Genomic DNA, 17,498 nt, shown 5'->3' with positions numbered 1-17,498 from the left:
TTTACAGACGCAGGTCGGATTCAGCGGGCGACAGCACGTACTTCAGGTCGTACAGGATGTGTTGCGGCTTGCCGAGCTTGCGGATGCCTTCGGCGCCCATGTCCTTGAACTGGTTGTGCGCCACGGCGAGGATCACGGCGTCGTACTTGCCTTCCTCGGGCTTGGCCACCGGGGTCAGGCCGTATTCGTGCATGGCTTCGTCGGCGTCCACCCACGGATCGTAGATGTCCACGTCGACGTTGTAGTCGCCCAGCTCACGGACGATGTCCACGATGCGCGTGTTGCGCAGGTCGGGGCAGTTTTCCTTGAAGGCCAGGCCCATCACCAGCACGCGGGCGCCCTGCACGTGAATGCGGCGCTTGGTCATGCACTTGACCAGCTGCGACACCACGTAGCTGCCCATGGAGTCGTTCAGGCGGCGGCCCGCCAGGATGATCTCGGGGTGGTAGCCGATGGACTGCGCCTTGTGCGTCAGGTAGTACGGGTCCACGCCAATGCAGTGGCCGCCCACCAGGCCCGGACGGAACGGCAGGAAGTTCCACTTGGTGCCGGCGGCCTGCAGCACGGCTTCGGTGTCGATGCCCATCTTGTTGAAGATCAGGGCCAGTTCGTTGATGAGCGCGATGTTCACGTCGCGCTGGGTGTTCTCGATCACCTTGGCGGCTTCGGCCACGCGGATGCTGGACGCCTTGTGCGTGCCGGCGGTGATGATTTCCTTGTAGAGCTTGTCGACCAGGTCGGCGACTTCCGGCGTGGAGCCCGAGGTGACCTTCTTGATCGTGCTGACGCGGTGTTCCTTGTCGCCCGGGTTGATGCGCTCGGGGCTGTAGCCGGCGAAGAAGTCCTCGTTGAACTTCAGGCCCGACACGCGCTCCAGCACCGGCACGCAGTCTTCTTCGGTGGCGCCGGGATAGACGGTGGATTCATAGATGACGATGTCGCCGCGCTTGAGGACCGCGCCGATGGTTTCGCTGGCCTTGACCAGCGGGGTCAGGTCCGGCTGCTTGTATTCGTCGATGGGGGTGGGCACGGTCACGATGAACACGTTGGCCTCGCCCAGTTCGGCGCGATCGGCGGTGTAGCTCAGCTGCTTGGCCTCGGCCAGCTCGGCGTCGCTGACTTCCAGCGTGTGGTCGTGGCCCGCCTTCAGCGCGTCGATGCGGCGCGTGTTGATGTCAAAGCCAATGACCGGGCGCTTCTTGCCGAATTCCACGGCCAGGGGCAGACCGACGTAGCCAAGGCCGACGACAGCGAGTTTCACATCCTGGATTCGCAACATAACTCTCCCTTCACCGTAGAACGTTTACGGCATTTTAAAGATGGTCTGGTGATGGATACCGAGCCCCCGGCGGCTATCGCCGGGGCACTCAAACTAATCGGTGGTTCGCAGCACGGACGGCAGCAAGAGCCACCCCGGGCGGCGCCAGGAGACCAGGCGCGCGTACAGCCAGATATAGACGCTGGCAAAGACAACCAGGCTGGCGCTCAGGGCCCAGGCGTTGTCCCACCAGATCGTGGCTGGCACCAGCCCGATCAGCGCCAGGACCCACATGTACGGGGACGCCAGCGCATTGCAAAGCGCGGGGACGGCGTGGCGCCGGCCGCGGCTGAAGGTGACTCGGACCAGCCGGCGGAACACGAGCTGGTGCAGGTGCAGCGCATCGGGCTGATCCACCGGCACGCCACGCTTGAAGCGGCGGCGCCAGATCGAGAAACCGGTTTCGAAGACGGGGTAGAACAGGACCGCCAGCGCGTAGAACGGCGACACGGACGGGTTGCGCACAACCAGCAGCACGGCCAGTTCGGCCAGCATGAAGCCCAGGAAGTACGCGCCGCCATCGCCCAGGAAGACCCGGCCAAAGGGGAAGTTCCACACGAGAAAGCCCAGGGTGGCCGACGCCAGCGCCGCGGCCACCAGGAAGATCGGCACATCGCCGACCTGCAGGGCCACCAGGCTGATCGACACCGCCATCAGCGTGGCGACCATGCCGGCCAGGCCGTTCATGCCGTCAACGATGTTCAGGGCATGGGTACAGCCGCCCACCGCAAACATGGTGAACAGCAGCGAAACAGGCCAGAACGAAAGCACGTAATCCACAGGGGCCATGCCGACACGGCTGACGCCGCCCAGCAGCCACCACGCGATGGCCGCGGATAGAAAAGCGGCCAGCAAACGCTTGCTGGCGCCGATGTCCTTGGTGATGTCTTCAAGCAGGCCGGCCACGAAAACGGGCAACGCCGCGACGAACAGCGCGGGCCACAGCCAGGTAAGGGTCATGTTGCTGGGTCCGAGGACCAGCAGGCCAGCCAGCGTACCGGCAAGCACCGCCAGACCGCCGACGCGGGGCGTCGCGCGGGAATGATTGGCTTGGGGCTTGTTGAGGTCGCTATCGCCGGTAAACGCGCCATGCCAGCGCTCGGACGCCACGATGAGTCCCCCCACCATGAACGCGACCACGCATATGTACAGCCAGGTCACTGGATCACCTCTGGTTGGTCTATCGAGACAGGCCCGCCATTATCGGAGGCAGGTGTAACGCCCATATATGGGAGGGATAAAGAAGTGCAATTCCGCGGCACAGAACGTAACGCGCGCAGGCGGGCAATCCGTCCGCCGCGCATGTGACTGGAACGCGCTGGCGCGCGAGCGCCCGGCAGTACTGGTTTCATGTAGGAGATTGTAGAGCGTTCCGCCTCTGGGCACGCGAATTATCCGAGGGAAAACGCGGGGGCCTGACGGCATCCGCGCGGCGTGGCAACGCGCGGGAATTGCCGCGATCGCTTACAAATAGGGACACAACGATTCGGGACAAAAAAAAAGCCCGAGATCGTGAGATCTCGGGCTAAATCCACCAAAGGAGGAGGGTGGAGGAGACAACCGTGGCATGTTGGGAGCTGGCTTTCTGCTCGCTACGCTTCCGGGGTTTTCACCGCGCCGTCTGCGTTTCAACATCCGATGTGTGAATAGTACCTACGTTTTTTGTGCGTTGCAAGATTTTTTTTGATCTATTTTAGAGGGCCCGGGACGCGTTGCTTTTTTGCTGCAAATTTTTTGCGGCCCTCTCGCAAAGCCGCGCCAATCAACGACCTTGCCCAAAACCGGGTTTTTGCGAAACGGGTTTACCCCTTGCGGAATAACCCTGAATCATCGCGGGTAATCCCACCCTGGCCGCCGCACCAAAATGGTGCCTCAGGCACCATGAGGCGGCGGAATTTGCGCATTGCAACATTTTTTGCAGGCGCGGTTTCAGATCCAGTAGGCGGTGGTCGTCATGACCTTGGACATGGCGCGCATGGCCATTTTCACGGGCGCGGGCAACGGAACGCCCCCTGCCTGCTCGGCGCTGGCGCGGTGCTGGGCCTCGTCGTCCTTCATCTTCTGGACGATCTGGCGCGAGCGCTCATCGTGCACCGGCAAGGTGCGCAGGTGTTCGTCCAGATGGGCCTCGACCTGCTTTTCGGTTTCGGCCATGAAGCCCAGATTGCGGGGCACGCCCGCCACGCTGGCCATCACGCCCAAGGCAAACGAGCCCGCGTACCAGACGGGATTGAGCAAGCTGGGCCGGCTGCCCAGTTCGTTCAGGCGCGCGTTGCACCAGACCAGATGGTCGACTTCCTCGGCGGCGGCGTTCAGCAGCAGCGCGCGCGGCGCGGGCTCTTTGCAGACCGACGCCTGGCCGCGGTAGAGCGCCTGCGCGCAGACCTCGCCGACATGGTTGACCCGCATGAGCCCGGCGGCGTGGCGTTTTTCCTGTGCCGAGAGGGTTTGCGGCGATTCCTCTGCGGTGGCGGGATAGGCCCGGCCGGCGCTGGCGTTGCCGGACAGCACACGCAACGCCCGGTCGGTCTCGGCCAGCAGGGCATCCAGGGGGCCGTGGCGGCGGCGTAGGGAAACGGGACCGGATTGGGACAACGTGGTGGACATGGCATCTCCTGGCAAATCGGACACCCCGCACCCCTGATGCGAGGCGGGGTTCTCATGCCCGGGATTGTACGCAACGGGTATCATCAGCCATTGACTGCGCTCAAGCTCAAGGACTCACCAAAATGGAATGCACGATCGACTGGGGCGGCCCAAGCGGCATGCTCTTTACCGCCAGCACGGGGAGCGGCCACGTGGCCGTGATGGACGGCGCCGTGGACGGCGGCGGCCACAACCTGGCGCCCCGCCCCATGGAAATGCTGCTGGCGGGCACGGGCGGCTGCACCGCCTACGATGTGGTGCTGATCCTCAAGCGCGGCCGCCACGCGGTCACCGGTTGCAGCGTCAAGCTGCAGGCCGAGCGCGCCGACACCGACCCCAAGGTCTTCACCCGCATTCATTTCGCCTTCACCGTTACCGGCCGAAATCTGCCGCGCGCGGCCGTCGAGCGCGCCGTGCAGCTTTCCCACGAAAAGTACTGCTCGGCCTCGGCCATGCTGGAAAAGACGGCCGCCATGACATTTTCCGTCGACATCGTCGACACGCAGGAAGCCGCCGCCACCGCCTGAGCCGCCTCGCGCGGCCGTGGTGTAATTCGGCATTCACTATATATAGGCGCCGCCGCGACGCGTTCGTGGCGGCGCGCTTGCTTCCCGGCCCGGGACAGCAGGCACAAGGATCGCCATGAAACAATACCTGGACCTCGTTCAATCCATCCTCGATACCGGCTCGTGGCAGGAAAACCGGACCGGCATCCGCACCCTCAGCATGCCGGGCGCCTCGCTGCGCTTTGACCTGCAGCAGGGCTTTCCCGCCGTCACCACCAAAAAGCTGGCGTTCAAATCGGCCATCGGCGAAATGGTGGGTTTTCTGCGCGCCTCGCGCAGCGCGGCGGAATTCCGCGATTTGGGCTGCAAGGTCTGGGACCAGAATGCCAACGAGAACGCCCAGTGGCTGGCGAACCCCTATCGCGAAGGCCCGGACGACCTGGGGCCCGTGTACGGCGTGCAGTGGCGCCAATGGCCGGCCTACAAGATGCTGGATGCCAACCGTCCCGCGCAGATCGAGGACGCGTTGTCGCGCGGCTACGCCAAGGTGGCCGACCTGGTTCAGGACGGCGAGCCGAAGGTGCTGCTGTACAAGGCGGTCGACCAATTGCGGCAATGCCTGGACACCATCCACGAACGCCCGGGCGACCGGCGGATCCTGTTCCATGGCTGGAACTGGGCGCAGATCGAGGAAATGGCGCTGCCCCCCTGTCACCTGCTCTATCAGTTCCTGCCCAACGCGACGACCCGCGAAATTTCGCTGTGCCTGTACATCCGCTCCAACGATGTGGGCCTGGGCACGCCGTTCAATCTGACCGAAGGCGCGGCGCTGCTGCACCTGGTCGGCCGCCTGACCGGCTATACCCCGCGCTGGTTCACGTATTTCATCGGCGATGCGCACATCTACGAGAACCACCTGCCGATGCTGCGCGAGCAACTGACGCGAACGCCTTATGAGTCGCCCCGCCTCGTGCTGTCGGACCGCATTCCCGACTTCGCAGTGACCGGCCGCTACGAGCCCGAGTGGCTCGAGAAGGTCGAACCTGGCGATTTCTCATTGTCGGGCTACACGCACCACGCGCCGCTCACGGCCGCAATGGCCGTCTGACCCCGGCGCCGGCCTGGCCCGGCGCCCGCCTTTCAGGGCTGATCCGCAACCCGCCGGACGACCGTCCGGCGCCCCATTCCTTGCACGTCCCGCAGCAGGTGAAGATTGGTGAGCTTCTGGGAGCGTGATTTCGGTATAACCCATCCCTTAGCCTCGGACGCGCGTCCAGCATGCCGCGCGCCCCGTCGCTATCGACCGGCCCTCGCGGCGCGCCATGCCGAACGCCCGAACCGCGCCGACCGCTGGCGTTGCCCCGCCCAATCCCCCATCCCTATAAAGAGAGTGTGAGAATCGCCAGCGACGAGAGCAGGAACCTCCTTGCGACCGTAATGCAACTGTTGACTACCAATTGAATTGAAAATCGTGCCCCGCGCCGCCGCCGCATGCGCTTAGGACAGGACCCCACAAATGCTCGTTGGAACTTATAACCCTTCGCTCGTCCTCGTATCCTTAGGGGTCGCCATCCTGGCGTCGTATACGGCGCTGGGCATGGCCAACCGCGTGAAGGCATCGAGCGGCCTGCCTGCCGCGAAGTTCTGGCTGGCGGGTGGCGCGTTCGCGATGGGCATCGGGATCTGGTCCATGCACTTTGTGGGCATGCTGGCCTTCAGCCTGCCCATCCCGATGGGGTACGACCTGCCGCTGACCGTGCTGTCGCTCGCCATCGCGATCGCCTGCTCCGCCTTCGCGCTGTGGATGGTCTGCAAGGACGAGCTGCCGTGGCGCAGGCTGGCGGCCGGCGCGCTGCTGATGGGATCGGGCATCGCCGCGATGCACTACGTCGGCATGGCGGCCATGCGCATGTCGCCCGGCATCGATTACGACCCGACATGGTTCGCGCTGTCCGTGGTGATTGCCGTCGCCGCGTCGGGCGCGGCCTTGTGGATCACGTACCGGCTGCGGCAGGACGGGCCGCGCGTGGCGCTGTCGCGCCCGGCCGCCGCGGGTGTCATGGGGCTGGCGATCGTCGGCATGCACTACACGGGCATGGAAGCCGCAGGGTTCCCGGCCGGCAGCATCTGCATGGCGGCCGACGCCGGCATCTCGGCCGGCTGGCTGGCCATCGCCGTGACCGCGGTCACGCTGAGCGTGCTGGCCATCGCCCTGGTCGTGGCGGTGCTGGACAACCGTCTTGAGGCGCGCACATCCGCCCTGGCCTCGTCCCTGGCCGAAGCCAATGAAGAGCTGGTGCAACTGGCGCTGCACGACACCCTGACCAAACTGCCCAACCGCATCCTGCTCGAAGACCGGATGGAACAGGCCATCGAAAGCGCGACCCGCCGCCGCGGCCATTTCGCGGTGCTGTTCTTCGACCTGGACGGTTTCAAGGCCGTCAACGACGCCTACGGCCACCATACCGGCGACGCGCTGCTGATCGATCTGGCGCAGCGCATCCGCCAGGCGCTGCGCACGCAGGACACCGTCGCCCGGCTGGGCGGCGACGAGTTCATCGTGCTGAGCGAAGTCATTGAACCGACCGATGCGGCAAACGTGGCGGACCGGCTGATCGAGGCCATCGGCCGGCCGGTCACGGTGTACGGCCACGACGTGCTGGTAACCTCCAGCGTGGGCATCGCCGTCTTCCCGAACGATGGCGAGGACACCCACTCCTTGCTGACCAATGCCGACGCGGCGATGTACCACGCCAAGCGGCTGGGCGGCACCGGCTACAGCTTCTTCGAGCCGTCCATGAACGCGGACGCGCACGAGCAGATCGAGCTGCTGCACGACCTGCGCCTGGCGCAGGAGCGCGGCCAGTTCGTCCTGCACTACCAGCCCAAGTACGAGGCGCCGGCAGGCCCGATCATGGGAGCCGAGGCGCTGCTGCGCTGGAACCATCCCACGCGCGGTCTGGTGGGCCCGGACCAGTTCATCCCGACGGCGGAAAAGACCGGCCTCATCCTCTCCATCGGCGAATGGGTCATCAACGAGGCCTGCCGCCAGATGCGCGAGTGGATCGATGTCGGCCAAGGGCACTGGACCATCGCCGTGAACATCTCGGCGCTGCAGTTCTCGCATTCGAGCCTGGTGGAAACGGTGCGGTCGGCGCTGGCGCGCCATGGCGTGCCGCCTGCCTGCCTGACCATCGAAGTGACCGAATCGACCGCCATGCGCGACGCCGAGACGAGCCTGACGGTGCTCAAGCGCCTGTCCGAACTGGGCGTCACGATCTCCATCGACGACTTCGGCACGGGTTACTCCAGCCTGCTCTACCTGAAGCGGCTGCCGGCGACCGAGCTGAAGATCGATCGGGGATTCGTGAACCAGCTGGACAACGACAATGAAGATGCGGCCGTCGTGTCCGCCATCATCGCGCTGGCGCAGCAGCTGAACCTGCGCATCGTGGCCGAAGGCGTCGAGACCGCCGCGCAGCAGAAATTCCTGACCGGGCTGGGCTGCGACTCGCTGCAGGGCTTCCTGCTGGGCAAGCCCATGCCGGCCACCGAGTTCCTGGAACACGCGGAAAACTGACGGGGCCGGCGCCGCAATTTGCTACGCTTACGGCATTCTTCCGGCCAAATCCTTACCCGTTCAAAGCACGCATGCCCGCCAGCCTTACCCTGATCGTCGCCTATTCCACCAACCGCGCCATCGGCCGCGACAACGCTCTGCCCTGGAAACTGCCGGGCGACCTGGCGCATTTCAAGCGCAGCACGCTGGGCCATCCGATCATCATGGGCCGCAAGACGTGGGATTCGCTGGGCCGTCCGCTGCCAGGCCGCAGCAACATCGTCATCAGCCGCAATCCGGATTTCAGTGCCGCCGGCGCCATCCATGCGCCCACCCTTGAGGCGGCGGTGGCCGCGTGCGGCGACATCGACGAAGCCTTCGTGATCGGCGGCGCGCAGATCTACGCGCAGGCCCTGCCGCTGGCCAGGCGCGTCCTGGCCACGGAAGTCCATGCCGACGTCGAGGGCGATGCGTTCTTCCCGCTGCTGCCCTCGTTCCAATGGAAGGAAACGGCGCGCGAACCGCAGCCCGCCGAAAACGGCTACGACTACGACTTCGTCACGTACGAACGCGCCTGACGCCCCCCCTAGGCCGCGCCCGCATTGCGCATGAAGCGCCACAGCGCGGGCGCCGCCGAGTACGCCACGTTAAAGCGCACCCACGCCGTGTCGGCCTCGTCCGCTTCGAAATAGGAGCCGGGCGCCAGCCAGATGCCGTCCTTGAGCGCCAGTTCCGCCAGGCCGTTTGCGCCGCGCTCGCGCCACTGCCCCGCCACCTTTGCCCACAGGAACAGGCCGCCCTGCGGCCTGCCATGGATTTCAAAGCCGTGCTGACGCATCTGCTCGGCCACTTCCGTATGCGCCTCGGCCAGCCGCTCGCGGGTACGCGCGATATGCGCGCGGTAGCGGCCCTCCCGGATGACCTGGTGCACGATGCGCTCCATGATCTCGGGCGTGGTCAGGCCCACCGCCATCTTGGTGCGGGCGATGTCGCGCACCAGATCGCGGTGCGCCACCACATAGCCCACGCGCACCGACGGACTGATGACCTTTGAGTAGCCGCCCAGGTACACGACCCTGCGCGCGCCATCCAGCGCCGCCAGCATGGGCGTGACACCCGGCGCCAGCTCGCGCGAGATGTCGTCTTCCACCACCCACAGCCCGTGCCGCTCGGCCGCTTGCAGGATGCGGAACGCATTGGCCATGGTGATGCTGGCGCCCGACGGATTCTGCAGGGCGGTGTTGATGAAGAGCGCGCGCGGCCGGTGCTGCGCCGCCACCTGCTCAAGGGCGTCGCAGTCCAGGCCGTCGGCCGTCCTGGGCACCGCGATGACGCGCAGGCCGGCCAGGCGCAGCATCTGCAAGAGATTGGCGTAGGCCGGCTGCTCGACGATCACCGTGTCGCCCGGCCGCAGCAGCGTGCGGATCACCGTGTCCAGCCCATGGGTCACGCCCTGCGTCAGCAGCACCTGCGACGCCTCGACTTCCATGCCCTGCGCGCTCAGGCTGGCCGCGATGGTCTCGCGCAGCGGCGCGTAGCCATAGGGATGCCCGTAATTGGCGATCCGCATCGCGGGCACCCGCCCCATGTGGCGCAGCGCCACGTGCAGGCCTTCTTCGTTCAGCCATTCGCCGGGGAGCCAGCCGCATCCCGATTTGATGGGGATGGAGTGGTCGGCAAAGATGTCCGACAGCAGCCACCCCGCGTTCAGGCGCGGCGGCTCCCAGGACAGCGGTTCGGCGCGGCGCGTGGGCGCGTCGGGCGATGCCACCCGGTAGCCCGCGCCGGGCCGCGCGGCCAGCCAGCCCTGCGACACCAGCCGGCTGTAGGCGCTGGCCACGGTGAAGGTGCTGACGCCGTACTGGCGCGCGAACTCCCGGACCGAGGGTAGGGACATACCCGGACGCAGCGTCTGCGCCTCGACGGCGCGCAGGATCGCCGCGACCAGCTGTTCGACGAGGGTGGGCGCGGCCCCGCGGCCGCGGACGGGTTGGAAGTCGATCACGGGCAAACTGTACAGTTGTGGTGCTGACAACTATACAGTTAGCGGCAAATGCGCGGATCGTATATTTTCATTCCCGGCGGGACGTTCCAGAATCGTCCGAATCCCGCTGGCCGCGCGCGTGTTGCGGCAGCCACGGTTGTCCCTCTTCTGGAGTCACCATGAACGCCCCCGCCCAGTTGCCCGACCTGTCCCATCTCTGGATGCCCTTCACTGCCAATAAGCAGTTCAAGGCCCAGCCGCGCATGCTGGCAAAGGCCAAAGGCATGTATTACACGTCCACCGACGGCCGCCAGATCCTGGACGGCACGGCCGGACTGTGGTGCGTCAATGCCGGGCACGGCCGCGAGGAAATCGTCGAGGCCATCGCCCGCCAGGCCGGCGTCATGGACTACGCGCCGGGCTTCCAGCTGGGCCACCCGCTCGCCTTCGAGGCCGCCACCGCGGTGGCAGGCCTGATGCCGCAGGGCCTGGACCGCGTGTTCTTCACCAATTCCGGCTCCGAATCCGTCGACACCACGCTCAAGATCGCCCTGGCCTATCACCGCGCGCGCGGCGAAGGCCAGCGCACGCGCCTCATCGGCCGTGAACGCGGCTATCACGGCGTGGGCTTTGGCGGCATCTCGGTGGGCGGCATCTCGGCCAACCGCAAGACGTTCTCGGGTGCGCTGCTGCCCGCCGTGGACCACCTGCCCCACACCCATAATCTTGAGCAGAACGCCTACTCGAAGGGCCAACCCGCGTGGGGCGCGCACCTGGCCGAAGAACTTGAGCGCATCATCGCCCTGCACGACGCCTCGACCATCGCCGCCGTGATCGTCGAGCCGATGGCCGGCTCCACGGGCGTGCTGATTCCGCCCAAGGGCTATCTGGAAAAGCTGCGCGAAATTACCGCCAAGCACGGCATCCTGCTGATTTTCGATGAGGTCATCACCGCCTACGGCCGCCTGGGCGCCGCCACGGCATCCGAATTCTTCGGCGTGACGCCCGACATCATCGCCATGGCCAAGGGCGTCAGCAACGCGGCCGTGCCGGCCGGCGCGGTCGCCGTTAAACGCGAGGTGCACGACGCCATCGTCAACGGCCCGGCGGGCGGCATCGAGTTCTTCCACGGCTACACCTATTCGGCGCACCCGCTGGCGGCCGCCGCCATCCTGGCCACGCTGGACATCTACCGCCGCGAAGACCTGTTCGGCCGTGCCCGCAAACTGTCGGGCGCATTCCAGGAAGCCGCGCACAGCCTGAAGGGCGCGCCCAACGTCATCGACGTGCGCAACCTGGGCCTGGTGTCCGGCATCGAACTGGCGCCGCGCGCAGGCGCCCCGGGCGCACGCGCCGCCGAAGTCTTCCAGCGCTGCTTCGACAGCGGCCTGATGGTGCGCTACACCGGCGACATCATCGCCGTCTCGCCCCCGCTGATCATCGACGAGGCCCAGATCGGCCAGATCTTCGAGCAGATCGGCAAGATCCTGAAAGAGGTTGCCTGAGTTGCCATCCTGTCGCGCGCCCTTGGCGGCGCGCCATCCGCACACGGGCGGCCACCGGCCGCCCCGCTGCATTTTCTGACGTATTCCCGCATCGAGCCTTGCACCCATGAAGAAGATTCCGCATTTCATCAACGGCCAGCCCTACGATGGCGGCAGCAGCCGCTACGCCGACGGCTTCAACCCGGCCACCGGCGAGATCGCCTCGTCCATCCCGCTGGCATCGAACGACGACGTGGCGATGGCCGTGGCCGCCGCCAAGGCCGCCTTTCCCGCCTGGTCGGAAACCCCGGCGCTCAAGCGCGCCCGCATCCTCTTCAACTTCAAGGCGCTGCTGGACCAGCACCAGGATGAACTGGCCGAACTCATCACCCGCGAACACGGCAAGGTGTTCTCGGACGCCAAGGGCGAAGTGATGCGCGGCATCGAGATCGTCGAGTTCGCCTGCGGCATTCCGCAACTGCTCAAGGGCCAGTACTCCGACCAGATCGGCGGCGGCATCGACAACTGGAGCATGCGCCAGGCGCTGGGCGTGGTGGCCGGCGTCACGCCGTTCAACTTCCCGATGATGGTGCCGTGCTGGATGTTCCCGGTGGCCATCGCCTGCGGCAACACGTTCGTGCTCAAGCCGTCCGAGCGCGATCCGTCCGCGTCCGTGCGCCTGGCCGAACTGCTTACCGAAGCGGGCCTGCCGCCCGGCGTCTTCAACGTGGTCCATGGCGACAAGCAGGCGGTCGACGCGCTGATCGTGCATCCCGACGTGGAAGCCCTGTCCTTTGTCGGCTCCACGCCGATCGCCGAATACATCTACGCCGAAGGCACCAAGCGCGGCAAGCGCGTGCAGGCCCTGGGCGGCGCCAAGAACCACCTGGTGGTCATGCCCGACGCAGACCTGGATCAGGTGACCGACGCGCTGATGGGCGCGGCCTATGGTTCCGCGGGCGAGCGCTGCATGGCCATTTCGGTGGCCGTGGCGGTGGGCGACGTGGCCGACAAGGTGGTCGAACGCCTGACGCCGCGCGTCAAGGCGCTGGTGGTCAAGGACGGGATGCAATCGGACGCCGAGATGGGTCCGCTGGTCACGGCGCAGCATCGCAAGAAGGTGATGGGCTACATCGAGGACGGCATCGCCTGCGGCGCCGACCTGGTGGTGGACGGCCGCGACCTCACGGTGCCGGGCAACGAAAAGGGCTTTTTCCTGGGCGGCACGCTGTTCGACAACGTCAAGCCGGCCATGAACATCTACCGCGAAGAGATTTTCGGGCCGGTGCTGTGCATCGTGCGCGTGCCGGACTTCGCCAGCGCGGTGGACCTCATCAATGCGCACGAGTTCGGCAACGGCGTGGCCTGCTTCACGTCCGACGGCGGCGTGGCGCGCGCGTTCGCGCGGCAGATCAAGGTCGGGATGGTGGGCATCAACGTGCCGATCCCCGTGCCCATGGCGTGGCATTCGTTTGGCGGCTGGAAGCGTTCGCTGTTCGGCGACCACCATGCGTATGGCGAGGAAGGCATCCGCTTTTACTCGCGCTACAAGAGCGTGATGCAGCGCTGGCCCGACAGCATCGCCAAGGGCGCCGAATTCACGATGCCAGTCGCTAAGTGACGCCCCCCCCCCCGAGGCGCGGAGCGCCTCCCCCCAGGGGGCGTCGCAGCGGACCGGCGGAGCCCGGATCCGCGCGACCCCGCTTGGGAAGGGATTGCTTGAATCGGGGCGCGTCGTTCTTGCCTCGGATTGAGGGGCTTGGCTTGAAGCACTGACACTGCGCGGCGCCTCGCCGCGCCTTCCGAATATCTGTACGACAGGGGGAAACCTGATGCGCATCGGGATCGGCGGCTTTCAGCATGAGACCAATACGTTCGCGCCGTCGCGCGCGGCGTGGGAGGATTTTGCGGACAAGGGTGGGGGGTGGCCGAAGCTGGTCAGTGGCCCTGCAATGTTCGAGGCGGTGGCGGGGGCCAATATTCCGGTGGCGGGATTTATCGAGGCGATGGGCGAGCATGCGTTGATACCCACGACGTGGGCGGCGGCCAGTCCCTCCGGGCATGTGACCCGGGATGCGTTCGAGCGCATCAGCGCGATGATTCTGCAAGGGCTGTCGCAGGCGATGCCGCTGGACGGCGTGTATCTGGACCTGCACGGCGCGATGGTCACCGAGCATCTGGACGACGGCGAAGGCGAACTGCTCAAGCGCGTGCGTGAACTGGTCGGCCCCAATGTGCCCATCGTCGCCAGCCTGGACCTGCACGCCAACGTGACTCGCGCGATGGTGCGCCATGCCGATGCGCTGGTCTGCTATCGCACCTATCCCCATATCGACATGGCCGAGACCGGCCAGCGCGCCGCAAACCTGCTGGCGCAGCGGCTGGGCGGCATGCCGCGTCATTACGTGGCGCTGCGCAGCCTGCCCTTCCTGATTCCGCTGTGCTGGCAGTCCACCGACATCGAGCCGGCCCGCAGCCTGTACCAGCTGCTGGGCGATCTGGAGGCGCGCGGCGCGGCCAGCAGCATCTCCTTTGCGACCGGGTTCCCGGCCGCGGATTTTCCCGAATGCGCACCCACGGTCTGGGCCTACGGCATGACGCAAGCCGAAGCCGATGCCGCCGCCGACGAGATGGCGCGCGCGGTCGAGAATGCGGAACAGGACTTCGGCGGCAAGCTCTACACGCCGGACGAAGCCGTGCAGGAAGCGCTGCGCCTGGCGCGCGATGCGTCCAAGCCCGTGGTCATTGCCGATGCGCAGGACAACCCGGGCGCGGGCGGCAGTTCCGACACCACCGGCGTGCTGCGCGCGCTCATCCGCCACGATGCGCGCGATACGGCGATTGGTCTGATTGTGGACCCGGCCGCCGCGCTGGCCGCGCACCGCGCCGGCGCTGGAAATACCATTCGGATTGCACTGGGTGGACATTCGGGTATTCCCCACGACGAACCCCTGGACACCGAGTTCATCGTCGAGAAAACTTCCGATGGACGCTTCGATACGCATGGTGCGTTCTATCGCGGCTTTCACATGGATCTGGGCCCCAGCGCGTGCCTGCGCATCGGCGGCGTGCGCATCATTCTGGCCTCCAACAAGGTGCAAATGGCCGACCAGGAGATGTTCCGGTTCGCTGGCGTGGAACCCACGCGCGCCGCGATCCTGGTGGTCAAGAGTTCGGCGCACTTTCGCGCAGATTTCACCCCGATCGCGCACACGATCCTGGTGTGCGCGGCGCCCGGTTCCATGCTGATGGATGCGGCAAAACAACCATGGACACGGTTGCGTCCCGGCATCAGAATGGCGCCTTGCGGGCCGGTGTTCGACGGCCGGTCTGCAGCGACAGCCTGACCCTCGCGCGCCGCTTCAGTGCGGCGCGTCAACGACGTAGCGGCCCATGCGCCGCTCACAACGCTTCAAGGGGAAATACATGCTCAAGTTTGTCCGAGCGGCCGCGCTGGCCGGCGTCACTCTCGCGATGGCTCACGGCGCCTACGCCGAGACCGTCATCAAGACGGTGATGCACTCGCCACTGCGCCTGACCGATCCGCACGCCACCACCGCCTACATCACGACGTGGCACGGCTACATGATCTACGACACCTTGCTGGCCACCGACGCCGACAACAAGGTGCAGCCGCAGATGCTTGAGAAGTGGGAAGTCTCGCCCGACGGCAAGACCTACACCATGACGCTGCGCCCCGGCCAGAAATGGCATGACGGCCAGCCGGTGACCGCCGAGGACTGCGTGGCGTCGATCAAGCGCTGGGCCGCCGGCGACGGCATGGGCCGCACGCTGCTCAAGTTCACCGACAAGATCGAAGTCATCGACGACAAGAGCTTTCGCATCGTCATGAAGGAACCCACGGACCTGGCGCTGCGCGCCCTGTCCAAGCCCACCGGCACCGCGCCGTTCATGATGCCCAAGCGCATCGCCGAACAAGCCATCGGCAAGCCCATCACCGACATGACGGGCTCCGGCCCGTTCAAGGTCGCCGAGTTCAAGCCGGGCGTGAAGACCGTCTACGTCAAGAACACCGACTACGTGCCGCGCAAGGAGCCCGTCAGCGGCCTGGCTGGCGGCAAGGTCGTGCACGTGGACAAGGTCGAGTGGGACGTCATGCCCGACGCCCTGACCACTGCCAACGCGCTGCTGGGCGGCGAGATCGATTTCGTCGAGCAGTTCCCGTATGACCTCTTGCCGATGATCGAAGGCAATCCGGACCTGAAGGAAGAGTCGCTCAGCCCGGTCGGCTACTTCACGATGTACCGCTTCAACTTCAAGTACCCGCCCTTCAACAACAAGAAGATCCGCCAGGCCGCCATGTACGCGATCGGCCAGGAAGACGTGATGAAGGCGCTGGTCGGCAATCCCAAGTACTGGAAGACCTGCGCCTCGCTGTGGGGCTGCGGCACGCCGCTGGAAAGCGATATCGGCAAGGACATGATCGTCCCGTCGAACATCGAGAAGGCCAAGGCGCTGCTCAAGGAAGCGGGTTACGACAACACGCCCATCCTGGTCATGCACGCCACCGACGTGGGCACGCTGTCGGCGCAACCGGTCGTGATGGCCGCGGCGCTGCGCAAGGCGGGCTTCAACGTCAACCTGGCGGCGATGGACTGGCAAAGCGTGGCCACGCGCCGCGCCTCGAAGGCCGCACCGGCCGAAGGCGGCTGGAACATCCACAACACCAACTGGTACGCCACCGACGTGATGGACCCGGTGCGCTCCGCCCCCGCGGCCGCCAACGGCGACAACGCGTGGTTCGGCTGGCCCGACTTCCCGCAGATCGAAGAACTGCGCACGAAGATGGCGCTGACCTCGGACCCGGCGGAACAAAAGAAGATCTCCGAGGAAGTGCAGCGCATCGGCATCGACGAAGGCCTGTACGTGCCGCTGGGCCAGATGTCCGTGCCCACCGTCTACTCGACCAAGCTGTCGGGCCTGGTGCACGCGCCGGTCTTCGCGTTCTGGAACGTCAAAAAGGCCCCTTGATGGGCTCGGGGCCTGCGCGCCGCAGCAAGCAGTCCGCGCAGGCCTAATTGGTACAGGGGGAAATACATGCTGGCATTTGTCTCACGCCGGCTCCTCGCGACCATCCCAGTCCTGGTGATGGTCGCGGTGGTGGTCTTTGCGATATTGCGTTTCAGCCCCGGAGATCCGGCCATCATCATGGCGGGCGACGGCGCCACGCCCGAACGTATCGTCCAGATACGGCAGACGATGGGCCTGGACCAGCCGGTGGTCAAGCAGTTCTTCATCTGGGGCGGCAAGCTCCTGCAGGGTGACCTGGGCACCTCGCTGATGTCCGGCGTGCCGGTCACCAAGCTCATCGCGCAGCGCCTTGAACCGTCGCTCAGCCTGGCCGTGCTCACGCTGGTGTTCACGCTGCTCGTCGCCATTCCGCTTGGCGTGCTGGCGGCATGGCGCCAGGGCAAGCTGCTGGACCGCGCCGTCATGGGCTTCTCGGTGCTGGGATTTTCCGTGCCGGTGTTCGTGACCGGCTACTTGCTGATCTGGGCCTTCGCCATCAAGCTGGGCTGGTTCAACGTGCAGGGCTATGTGCCGCTGGAAAAGGGGTTCTGGCCGTTCCTGCACCGGCTCATCCTGCCTTCGCTGGCGCTGTCCACGGTCTACGTGGCGCTGATCGCGCGCATCACGCGCACCAGCGTCATCGAGGTCATGGGCGAGGACTTCATCCGCACCGCCCGCTCCAAGGGCCTGGGCGAAACCGGGGTGCTGCTGGGCCATGCCCTGCGTAACGCGGCCGTGCCCATCGCCACCGTCGTGGGCGTGGGCATCGCGCTCCTGATCAGCGGTGTCGTCGTCACCGAGTCGGTGTTCAACATCCCGGGCCTTGGCCGGCTGGTGGTCGAAGCCGTGCTGGCGCGCGACTACCCCGTCATCCAGGGCCTGACGCTTTTCTTCGCGTTCGTCTACGTGTTCATCAATCTTGTTGTCGATTGCGCCTACACGGTGTTCGACCCGCGGATCAGGTACTGAC

The 17,498-nt window shown here is 66.0% G+C and carries 13 protein-coding genes; 9 read left to right on the top strand and 4 right to left on the bottom strand.

What is annotated here, in order from left to right:
- Nucleotide 1: 1 nt before the first annotated feature.
- The 3 genes from tviB to coq7 all read right to left on the bottom strand — a co-directional run bounded on the left by tviB (nucleotide 2) and on the right by coq7 (nucleotide 3,925).
- Nucleotides 2-1,279 carry a Vi polysaccharide biosynthesis UDP-N-acetylglucosamine C-6 dehydrogenase TviB gene (gene tviB, locus ASD87_RS19405; protein ID WP_128828976.1) on the bottom strand — a complete coding sequence of 426 codons (1,278 nt, stop codon included), beginning with the start codon at nucleotides 1,277-1,279 and terminating at the stop codon, nucleotides 2-4.
- Between the two features lie 93 nt (nucleotides 1,280-1,372).
- Entirely contained in the window at nucleotides 1,373-2,479 is a 1,107-nt protein-coding gene (locus ASD87_RS19400) for a glycosyltransferase (protein WP_056325286.1), read from the bottom strand.
- 768 nt (nucleotides 2,480-3,247) lie between these two features.
- A complete protein-coding gene (gene coq7, locus ASD87_RS19395; protein ID WP_056325283.1) occupies nucleotides 3,248-3,925 on the bottom strand; it encodes a 2-polyprenyl-3-methyl-6-methoxy-1,4-benzoquinone monooxygenase in 678 nt (225 codons plus the stop codon).
- Between the two features lie 122 nt (nucleotides 3,926-4,047).
- On the opposite strand from coq7, the gene ASD87_RS19390 reads away from it, so the two are divergent.
- From ASD87_RS19390 to ASD87_RS19375, 4 genes are all read left to right on the top strand, one after another.
- On the top strand, nucleotides 4,048-4,491 hold the full coding sequence (locus tag ASD87_RS19390) for an OsmC family protein (protein WP_056325280.1): 444 nt from the start codon (nucleotides 4,048-4,050) through the stop codon (nucleotides 4,489-4,491).
- 115 nt (nucleotides 4,492-4,606) lie between these two features.
- Nucleotides 4,607-5,578 (top strand): thymidylate synthase, encoded by a 972-nt coding sequence (locus ASD87_RS19385; RefSeq protein WP_056325276.1) that lies wholly within the window; start codon nucleotides 4,607-4,609, stop codon nucleotides 5,576-5,578.
- A gap of 408 nt (nucleotides 5,579-5,986) precedes the next feature.
- Nucleotides 5,987-8,050, top strand: coding sequence for a bifunctional diguanylate cyclase/phosphodiesterase (locus ASD87_RS19380; protein ID WP_056325274.1), 2,064 nt, complete (start codon nucleotides 5,987-5,989; stop codon nucleotides 8,048-8,050).
- Between the two features lie 71 nt (nucleotides 8,051-8,121).
- On the top strand, nucleotides 8,122-8,607 hold the full coding sequence (locus ASD87_RS19375) for a dihydrofolate reductase (protein ID WP_056325271.1): 486 nt from the start codon (nucleotides 8,122-8,124) through the stop codon (nucleotides 8,605-8,607).
- 8 nt (nucleotides 8,608-8,615) lie between these two features.
- Here ASD87_RS19375 and ASD87_RS19370 read toward each other — a convergent pair whose 3' ends face one another.
- Nucleotides 8,616-10,034 (bottom strand): PLP-dependent aminotransferase family protein, encoded by a 1,419-nt coding sequence (locus ASD87_RS19370; RefSeq protein ID WP_056325966.1) that lies wholly within the window; start codon nucleotides 10,032-10,034, stop codon nucleotides 8,616-8,618.
- Between the two features lie 158 nt (nucleotides 10,035-10,192).
- On the opposite strand from ASD87_RS19370, the gene ASD87_RS19365 reads away from it, so the two are divergent.
- From ASD87_RS19365 to ASD87_RS19345, 5 genes are all read left to right on the top strand, one after another.
- Nucleotides 10,193-11,518: an aspartate aminotransferase family protein gene (locus ASD87_RS19365; RefSeq protein ID WP_056325267.1), complete on the top strand. Its 1,326-nt coding sequence runs from the start codon at nucleotides 10,193-10,195 to the stop codon at nucleotides 11,516-11,518.
- 106 nt (nucleotides 11,519-11,624) lie between these two features.
- Entirely contained in the window at nucleotides 11,625-13,118 is a 1,494-nt protein-coding gene (locus ASD87_RS19360; RefSeq protein ID WP_056325264.1) for a CoA-acylating methylmalonate-semialdehyde dehydrogenase, read from the top strand.
- A 211-nt stretch (nucleotides 13,119-13,329) separates the two neighbouring features.
- Nucleotides 13,330-14,844, top strand: a complete 1,515-nt coding sequence (locus ASD87_RS19355) for a M81 family metallopeptidase (protein ID WP_056325261.1) — start codon at nucleotides 13,330-13,332, stop codon at nucleotides 14,842-14,844.
- 79 nt (nucleotides 14,845-14,923) lie between these two features.
- On the top strand, nucleotides 14,924-16,489 hold the full coding sequence (locus tag ASD87_RS19350) for an ABC transporter substrate-binding protein (protein WP_056325258.1): 1,566 nt from the start codon (nucleotides 14,924-14,926) through the stop codon (nucleotides 16,487-16,489).
- 66 nt (nucleotides 16,490-16,555) lie between these two features.
- Nucleotides 16,556-17,497, top strand: a complete 942-nt coding sequence (locus tag ASD87_RS19345) for an ABC transporter permease (protein ID WP_056325255.1) — start codon at nucleotides 16,556-16,558, stop codon at nucleotides 17,495-17,497.
- The last annotated feature ends 1 nt before the right edge of the window (nucleotide 17,498 follow it).

This window comes from Achromobacter sp. Root170, from assembly GCF_001428165.1.
Taxonomy (GTDB): Bacteria; Pseudomonadota; Gammaproteobacteria; order Burkholderiales; family Burkholderiaceae_B; genus Achromobacter; species Achromobacter mucicolens.
Note: the sequence above shows the minus strand (reverse complement) of the source record. Positions and strands in the feature narration are given on the sequence as shown.